This is a genomic window from Aquabacterium sp. UBA2148, from assembly GCF_002328915.1.
In the GTDB taxonomy this organism is placed as follows: Bacteria; Pseudomonadota; Gammaproteobacteria; order Burkholderiales; family Burkholderiaceae_C; genus Aquabacterium; species Aquabacterium parvum.
The window spans coordinates 1-8,335 of sequence record NZ_DCXA01000024.1 but is presented as its reverse complement, the minus strand read 5'-3'; the positions used below and the strand labels follow the sequence as shown (position 1 = coordinate 8,335).

Genomic DNA, 8,335 nt, shown 5'->3' with positions numbered 1-8,335 from the left:
TCTCGCGATGCCCGTGGCGGGTGGCGACGCACCCGGATCATCACCCCACCCTATCATCGAGCCCTTCCGCAGTCCCCCTCGCGCACAACATGGCCCGCCTCCAGTTCGAGCTGCCAGAGCAGTTCATCTTCTCCACCGACATCCCCATCTACATCAGCCATGTCAACCAGGGCGGTCACCTCGACAACGCCCAGTTGCTGACGCTGGTCTCCGAGGCACGCGTGCGTTTCTTTCGCTGGCTGGGCTACCCAGGCGAGATCGGCATCGAGGGCCTGACGCTCGTGGTCGGCGACATGATGGCGCAGTACAAGTCAGAGGCCTTCTACGGCGAGACCATGCAGGTCGACATGGTCCCCGATGACTTCAACAAATACGGTTTCGACCTGGTGTTTCGCCTGCAGGACAAGGCCAGCGGCCGCGAGGTGGCGCGCGGCAAGACCGGTGTGGTGTTCGTGGGCGACACCCCGGACGGCGGCAAAAAGGTGTCTCCGCTGCCCGAGGCGTTCCTGGCCAGGCTGCGCGCGCGCCAGGGCGCCGTTCACTGAGCCTCAGTCAGCGTGGAACAGGTGGCAGGGCACGCGGTCCTGCCACAGCGCCAGGCGGATCGGCATCTCGCGCACATCGTCCGACGAACAGGCGCGCTGCAACAGCTCGCGCTTGACGATGCCTGTGGTGTGGATGGCGAGGTGGCGCGTGTCGAGCAAGGCGCTCGGGGTCCAGGACAATCGCGGCACCGGCACGTTGGGCGCTTCGGGCGTCGCCGCGATCAGGCAACGGCGCCCGCCCTCGTCGGCCAGGGCTTGCACCAGCTCGACCGCCCCCGGGAACAGCGAGGCGGTGTGCCCGTCGGCACCCATGCCCAAGACCACGACGTCCACGGGCCAGCACAACCCCGACAAGCTCGCCTGCAACGCATCACAGGCGGCGTCCAGTTGATCAGCTTGGGGGCTGGCAGCAAAACACGGCAGCCATTGGGCTGCGGCAGCCCGGCCCTGCAACAGGTGGGTGCGCACCAGGCGCGCGTTGCTGTCGGCGTGCGTGGCGGACACGGCTCGCTCGTCCGCCAGGGTCACCGTGACACGCGACCAGTCCAGGTCCGCATCCCGCAAGGCATGGAAAAAAGGCACGGGCGTGCTGCCCCCCGACACCACCAAGGTGGCCTGCCCCCGTTGCCCCAACCCCTCGCGCAAACGCTCGCTCACCCACGCCGCCAGCAGCTCGGCGAGCACATGGGCATCGGCGGCTTCGTGCCAGACCGGCTGGGGACGCGGGAGGGGGCGTGAGCGGGATGAAGACTGCATGGGGGCACCTGCCACGGACATGCGGGCATCATAGGTGGCCAGATTGTTGCAGCGCAACAGGATCGGTGTGATGATCACCGTTCGGATCTTGTTAAACTGACAAGAAGCACTGTCAAAAGTGTCGTTGTCTGACCCTTTTCACCCCTTAGGAAATCCAACATGACTCGTGAAGTCGTCTTCGTGGGCGCAGCCCGCACCGCCATCGGCTCTTATGGTGGCTCGCTGAAGGACATCCCGCCGGCAGACCTGGGCGCCCTGGTCATCAAGACCGCGCTGGAGCGCGCGGGTGTGCAGCCCAAGGACGTCGGCCACGTGGTCATGGGTCACGTCATCCCCACCATCCCGCAAGACGCCTACATCAGCCGCGTCTCGGCCCTGAACGCCGGCGTGCCGCAAGAGGCCCCCGCCTTCAACGTCAACCGCCTGTGCGGTTCGGGCCTGCAGGCCATCGTGTCGGCCGCCCAAGCCATCTTGCTGGGCGACTGCGACGTGGCCGTTGGCGCCGGTGCCGAATCGATGAGCCGTGGCGCTTACCTCGTCACCTCCAACCGCTGGGGCGCGCGCATGGGCGACGTCAAGATGCTGGACTTCATGCTCGGCGCCCTGCACGACCCGCGCATGCACATCCACATGGGCATCACCGCCGAGAACGTGGCCGCCCGCTACGACATCTCGCGTGACCAGCAAGACGCTTACGCCGTGCAGTCGCAAGAGCGCGCCGCCAAGGCCATCGCCGCTGGTGTGTTCAAGGAACAGATCGTGCCGGTCGAGCTCAAGACCCGCAAGGGCGTGGTGCTGTTCGACACCGACGAAGGCGTCAAGGGCGACACCAGCGTCGACACCCTGGGCAAGATGAAGCCCGCCTTCAAGAAGGAAGAAGGCACGGTCACGGCCGGCAACGCCTCGACCCTCAACGATGGCGCTGGCGCCGTGGTGATGGCCTCGGCCGAGAAGGCCAAGGCCCTGGGTCTGAAGCCGCTGGCCCGACTGGTGTCCTATGCCCACGCTGGCGTCGAGCCCGAGTACATGGGCATCGGCCCCGTGCCGGCATCGAAGCTGGCCCTGGAAAAGGCCGGCCTGAAGGTCTCCGACCTCGACCTGATCGAAGCCAACGAAGCCTTCGCCGCACAGGCCTGCGCCGTGTCCAAGGAAATGGGCTTCCCCAACGAGAAGACCAACCCCAACGGCTCGGGCATCTCGCTGGGTCACCCCGTGGGCGCGACCGGCGCCATCCTGGTGACCAAGGCCATTTACGAGCTGCAGCGCACGGGCGGCCGCTACGCGCTGATCACGATGTGCATTGGCGGTGGCCAGGGCATCGCGATGATCATCGAGCGCGTCTGAACGACGCCTGCTTCGGCATGAACAAGGCGCCCCGCGGGGCGCCTTTTCTTTGCTCACTCGCCACGCCTGAAACGCTCAGGACTCGGGCCACCTGCGCTCAAGCGGCGGGCAGCTCGCGCGCCTGGGACCGGCGCACCAGGCGGGCGCTCCAGCTCACCAGGTCATCCACCCAGGTGAACACCACCGGGATCACCAGCAGGCTCAGGAAGGTGGACGTGATGAGCCCACCGATCACGACGATGGCCATGGGCGAGCGAAAGCTCGGATCCACCCCCACGCCCAGGGCAATGGGCACCATGCCCGCGCCCATGGCGATGGTGGTCATGATGATGGGGCGCGCGCGTTTGCGGCAGGCGTCGACCACCGCCTCCCAGCGCGACAGGCCGTGCTGGTTGCGCGCGATCAGCACGTAGTCCACCAGCAAGATGGAGTTCTTGGTGGCGATGCCCATGAGCATGATCAGGCCGATCATCGAGGGCATCGACACCGCCGTGTGCGTGACCCACAGCGCGAAGATCGCGCCCGGCACCGACAGCAGCAGCGCAGCCAGGATGGTCACCGGCTGCAAGAAGCCCTTGAACAGCAGCACCAGCACCACGTAGATGCACAGGATGCCGGTCAGCATGGCCAGCCCGAAGCTGGAGAACAGCTCGGCCATGGCCTCGGCGTCGCCCACCGGCTGGATGCCCACGCCTGGCGGCATCTGCTTCAAGGTGGGCAGGCCCATCACGGCCTTTTCAACCTCGCCCAAGGGCAGCTGGTTGAGCTCGATCTCGAAGTTGATGGTGCGCTCGCGGTCGAAGCGGTCGATCTGCGCCGGGCCGCTGTCGATCGACAACTCGGCCACGTTGCCCAGCGGCACCGGGCCGCGAGCCCCTGGCACCGGCTAACGGGCCAGCAACTCGAGGTCGGTGCGCGCCTCGGGCGGCAGCTTGACCACCACCGGCACCTGCCTTTGCGACAGGTTGAGCTTGGGCAGCGCCTGGTCGTAGTCACCCTGGGTGGCCACACGCAAGGTGTCGGCAATGGCCGCGGTGCTGACGCCAAGGTCGGCCGCACGGGCTGCGTCGGGTCGCACCACCAGCTCCGGCCGCACCAGGCTCAGCGAGGACACCACGCTGCCAATGCCCGGGATGGTCCGCAAATCCTTCTCGACCAGGGCCGCGTGCTGCATCAGCGTGTTGCCGTCTTCACCCGAGAGCTTGAAGACGTACTTCTCGGCCGAACCACCGAAGCCCACCTTGATGCGCGCGCCCGGCAGCACCACCAGCGCGTCACGCAGCTCGGACTCGATGTCCTGCTTGCTCAGGCCCTTGCGCTCGGTGCGGTGGGTCATGTTGAGCGTCAGCGTGGCCTTGGTGACGTTGGCTGCGCCGCTGGGGGCGAACGGGTCCGAGCCCGAAGCGCCACCGCCGATGGCCGTGTAGACCATCTTCACGTGCGGGTGCTTTTCAACGATGCCACGTGCCTGCTCGGCCAGGGCGAAGGTCTGCTGGTAGGTGCTGCCAGGCGGCAACTCGATGATCACCTGCGTTTGCGACAGGTCATCGGGCGGGATGAAGCCCGAAGGCAGGCGCGTCAGCAAGAAGAATGAACCCACGGTGAAGATCAGCACCATCAGCATCGTCTGCCAACGGTGGCTCAGGCACCAACGGGCCCAGCTCAGGTAGACCGTCATCCAGCGGGGCTCCGGGTGCTCCTTCTCGGGCGGCTTGAGCATGTAGGCCGCCATCATGGGCGTGAGCATGCGCGCCACCACCAGCGAGAAGAACACCGCGATGGCCGCCGTCCAGCCGAACTGCACGAAGAACTTGCCCGGCACGCCGTCCATGAAGGCCGTGGGCAAAAAGACCGCGATCAGCGTGAAGGTGGTGGCGATCACGGCCAGGCCGATCTCGTCGGCGGCTTCCATGGCGGCTTCGAGCGGCCCCTTGCCCATGGCCAGGTGGCGCATGATGTTCTCGATCTCGACGATGGCGTCGTCCACCAGGATGCCCACCACCAGCGACAGCGACAGCAGCGTCACCACGTTGATGCTGAAGCCCAGCAGGTGCATGACGCCAAAGGCCGGGATGACCGACAACGGCAAGGCGGCCGCGGCCACCACGGTGGCGCGCCAGTCGCGCAGGAAGAACCACACCACGATGATGGCCAGGATGGCGCCTTCGTAGAGCAGGTACATCGAGCCGTCGTAGTTCTCGACCACGGGCTCGACAAAGTTGAAGGCCTCGGTCAGCTTGACGTCAGGGTGCTCGGCGCGCAGCTCTTCGAGCACGGCCAGCACACCCTCTTGCACCGACACCTCGCCCGCGCCCAGCGCGCGCGAGATCTCGAAGGCCACCACCTTGCGGCCATCGAGCATGGCGCCTTGCCGCTGCTCGACCACGGTGTCGCTGACCTGCGCCAGCTGATCGAGTCGCACGCGCCGGCCATCGCTCAGCGTGATGTCCATGGCGGCGAGCTCTTCGGCCGAGCGCACGGTGGCCACTGTGCGCACCGACTGCTCGCTGCCCCCCAGGTCCACGCGGCCACCCGAGGCTTCCTGCTGCACATTGCGCAATTGCCTGGACACGTCGGCCGCTGTCGCGTTGAGGGCCAGCAGGCGCGCCGGGTCGAGCTCGACGCGCACCTCGCGCGTGACGCCCCCCACGCGAGCCACCGAGCCCACGCCCTTGACGGCCAGCAGGCGCTTGGTGACCGTGTGGTCCACGAACCAGGACAGCGCCTCGTCGTCCATGCGATCGGACGCAACGGTGTAGGTCAGGATGGGCGAACCCGCCACGTTCATCTTCGAGATGACGGGGTCACGCAGGTCACCGGGCAGGTCGGCACGCACGCGAGAGACGGCATCGCGGATGTCATCGACCGCTTCCTGCGTGGGCTTTTCCAGGCGGAACTCCGTGGTCACGAAGACCGTGCCGTCCTGCACCTTGGTGTAGATGTGCTTGATGCCCTGCAGCGTGGCGATCGAGTTCTCGATCTTGCGGGCGACCTCGGTCTCGAGCTGGGCCGGCGCGGCGCCCGGCAGCGAGGCCGTGACCGTCACCGTGGGCAGGTCGATGTCGGGGAAGTTCTGGATCTTCATCGCCGAAAAGCCCATCAGGCCCACGATGGTGAGCAAGATGAACAACAGGACGGCGGGGATCGGGTTCTTGATCGACCAGGATGAAACGTTCATGAGCGATCTCCCACGACGCGCACCGTGTCGCCATCGGCCAGGAAGGCCACGCCAGCGGCGACCACCTGCGCACCGGCCTGCAGGCCGTCAATGACCTCGACGCGTCCACCCTGGCGACGCCCCACCTTGACCTTGACCTGGCGCACCGAGGCCTGTGCGGCCGGCTGCCCAGGCGGCGTGCCGTCCAGCACGAACACATACGAGAAGCCATCGCGAAGCAGCACCGCCGCCTGCGGCACGGTCAAGCCGCCGGCCTGGCCCACGGCCACCTTGCCCGCGGCAAACATGCCTGCGCGTGCACCCGCCTGGGCGGCCGAGGTCGGCAGGTCCACGTAGACGATGCCATTGCGGGTGGCCCCATCGACCGTGGGCGCGACCATGCGCACTCGGCCTTCGACGGGCTGGCCACCCGGCGGTGTGGCCACGGCCTTCATGCCGGGCTGCACGCGCACCAGGTCGGCCGACGGCAGCTCGGCGCGCCACTCCAGTCGGCTCTGGCGGATCAATCGGAAGAGTTCGACACCCGGCTGCACCACGGCGCCCACGGTGGCCGAGCGCGACGAGATCACGCCGTCGTCAGGGGCGATCACGCGGGTCTGGCGCCCGCGCAGCTCCTGGGCCGCAAGCTGGGCCTTGGCCGACTCGACGCGCGCCAGCGCCGTCTGCTCGGAGGTCAGCGAGCGCTGGGCCTCCTGCGCGCTGATGGCGTCGGCCGCGCGCAGGTTGCGGGCCCGGTCGGCGTTGGACTTGGCCTCGGCCGCCAGGGCCTGGGCTTCCTGCAGGCTGGCCTGGGCGCTGTGGATGTCCGCGCGCACCGCTTCGCTGGCCAGCGTGGCCAGCACCTGCCCTCGGCGAACGCGATCGCCCACGTTGACCAGCACGGCGTCAAGCCGCAGCCCCGAGAGCTCGGCCCCCACCACGGCCTCTTGCCAGGCGGCGATGGCACCGTTGGCGCTGAGCTCCAGCGGCCAGCTGGCCTGCTCTGGGCGCACCACCTGCACGCTCAGCGATGGCCGGGCAGAGCGCGCGGCAGAAGCCTTGGCCTGAGCGGCCACCGAGGCGGCGCTCGGTGTGGCCGCCTCTTGCTTGTCCGAAGCGCGCGAGGTCTGGTACCAGGCCAGGCCGCTGATGGCGACGACAGCGGCCACGATGGCGCCGCGCTTGAAGGTCAGGTTCATGTTCATGAAGTTCTCGCTCTCTAGCTCTCTCGCTCAGTCCTGGGTCGGCGTCGCGCAAAGGGTGGTCCCCTGACCCGCGCGCCGCGCACGTTCGTGATTCACCAGGGCCAGTCCAAAGCCCACCAGGCGCTCCAGCACCCGCTCGGTCGCGCCTTCGCCATGCAGCAGCCCCGGCGCCAGGGCGTCCATGAAGGGCCGCGACATGCAGTAGTCGTGCACCATGGCCGACAGCGCAAAGGCCAGTTGGTGGAGGTCGTCATCGGGCTCGGTGGCCCCGGTGTGACGGGCCAGCATGCGCACCATCCGCTGGTGCACGGGCTGGATGTGCTGCACCACGATGTCCTGCAGCGATCCGCTGGGCTCGAGCATCTCGCGCAAAAACAAACGCATCTCGAGGTCAGGCGGCTCTCCGGCTTCGGGCAGGCACAAAAAGCCCGCCATCACCCGGCGCAACGCCTGCTCCAGCGTCAAGGCCGGGTCGTCGAACCCCGCCAGGGCCTCGTTGGTCATCTCGATGGGGCGCAACAGCGCCGCACGGTGCAGACCGGCCTTGTCGCCAAAGTAGTAGTGGATGGCAGCCACGTTCTGCCCCGCGGCCTGGCAGATCTCGCGCGTCGAGGCCCGTGCAAAGCCCTTCTCGGCAAAGATGCGTGTGGCCTCGTGCAGCAGGCGCTCGCGGGCGCGGGCCCCGCGCTCCTGGCCCACGGGTCCGTCCTGGGCATCTTGGGCGTCGGCAACAAAATCAAGCGCTTGATTGATTTTCATGGTGGCGCATCGTAGACCAGAAATCACCTGGCCGAAACCCCTGTCCGAAAGCCCCATCTGACAAGAAAACCAGTCAAAAGGCAGAATGCCGACCATGCAGTTGATCCCATGGTCCCACCCCTCGAGCGCCGGCTTCACCTTGCGGGGCTGGCACAGCGCCCCCAGCGGGCGTCCTTTGCTCCACTTCCTGCACGGCAACGGTTTTTGTGGGCGCACCTACGAACCCATGCTGCAGCAGCTGGATCAGCACTTTGACCTGTGGCTGTCCGACGCCCAGGGCCACGGCGACAGTGACCATGGCGGCAAGTTCGTGGGCTGGAACCGCAGCGCCGACCTGGCCGTCGAGGCCCTGAAGGCACAAGGAGCTGAGTTCGCCGGCGTGCCCTGGTTCGCCGCAGGTCACAGCTTCGGTGGCGTGCTCACCAGCCTGATCGTGGCCGAGCACCCCAAGCTCTTTCGGGCCGCCGTGCTGCTTGACCCGGTGCTCTTCACGCCACCCATGCTGCTGGGTGCCTCGGTGGCCGAGCTCACCGGCGTGATGCGGCACACCCCGCTGGCCAGGCAGGCGC

Annotated in this window: 6 protein-coding genes and 1 pseudogene; 3 read left to right on the top strand and 4 right to left on the bottom strand. The window is 67.5% G+C overall.

The features are described 5' to 3' along the window. Window positions 1–89: 89 nt before the first annotated feature. Complete coding sequence (locus B2W70_RS01515; RefSeq protein WP_286742192.1) at window positions 90–545, top strand: acyl-CoA thioesterase; 456 nt, start codon at window positions 90–92, stop codon at window positions 543–545. 3 nt (window positions 546–548) lie between these two features. Here the strand turns inward: B2W70_RS01515 and pgl are convergent, their stop codons facing one another. Beyond that, a complete protein-coding gene (gene pgl, locus B2W70_RS01510; protein ID WP_286742191.1) occupies window positions 549–1,301 on the bottom strand; it encodes a 6-phosphogluconolactonase in 753 nt (250 codons plus the stop codon). A gap of 159 nt (window positions 1,302–1,460) precedes the next feature. On the opposite strand from pgl, the gene B2W70_RS01505 reads away from it, so the two are divergent. Beyond that, window positions 1,461–2,645, top strand: coding sequence for an acetyl-CoA C-acyltransferase family protein (locus B2W70_RS01505; RefSeq protein WP_286742189.1), 1,185 nt, complete (start codon window positions 1,461–1,463; stop codon window positions 2,643–2,645). Window positions 2,646–2,742: 97 nt separating this feature from the next. On the opposite strand, the pseudogene B2W70_RS01500 reads toward B2W70_RS01505, so the two are convergent. The 3 genes and pseudogenes from B2W70_RS01500 to B2W70_RS01490 all read right to left on the bottom strand — a co-directional run bounded on the left by B2W70_RS01500 (window position 2,743) and on the right by B2W70_RS01490 (window position 7,766). Then, window positions 2,743–5,823 (bottom strand): annotated as a pseudogene (locus B2W70_RS01500) (efflux RND transporter permease subunit). After that, a complete protein-coding gene (locus B2W70_RS01495; RefSeq protein ID WP_286742188.1) occupies window positions 5,820–7,007 on the bottom strand; it encodes an efflux RND transporter periplasmic adaptor subunit in 1,188 nt (395 codons plus the stop codon). Before B2W70_RS01495 ends, B2W70_RS01500 begins: the two are co-directional and overlap by 4 nt. 27 nt (window positions 7,008–7,034) lie before the next feature. Then, on the bottom strand, window positions 7,035–7,766 hold the full coding sequence (locus B2W70_RS01490) for a CerR family C-terminal domain-containing protein (protein ID WP_286742187.1): 732 nt from the start codon (window positions 7,764–7,766) through the stop codon (window positions 7,035–7,037). Between the two features lie 94 nt (window positions 7,767–7,860). Between B2W70_RS01490 and B2W70_RS01485 the strand changes: the two genes are divergently transcribed. Further along, window positions 7,861–8,335: alpha/beta hydrolase (locus tag B2W70_RS01485; RefSeq protein ID WP_286742186.1), on the top strand; the 475-nt coding region annotated here is incomplete at its 3' end.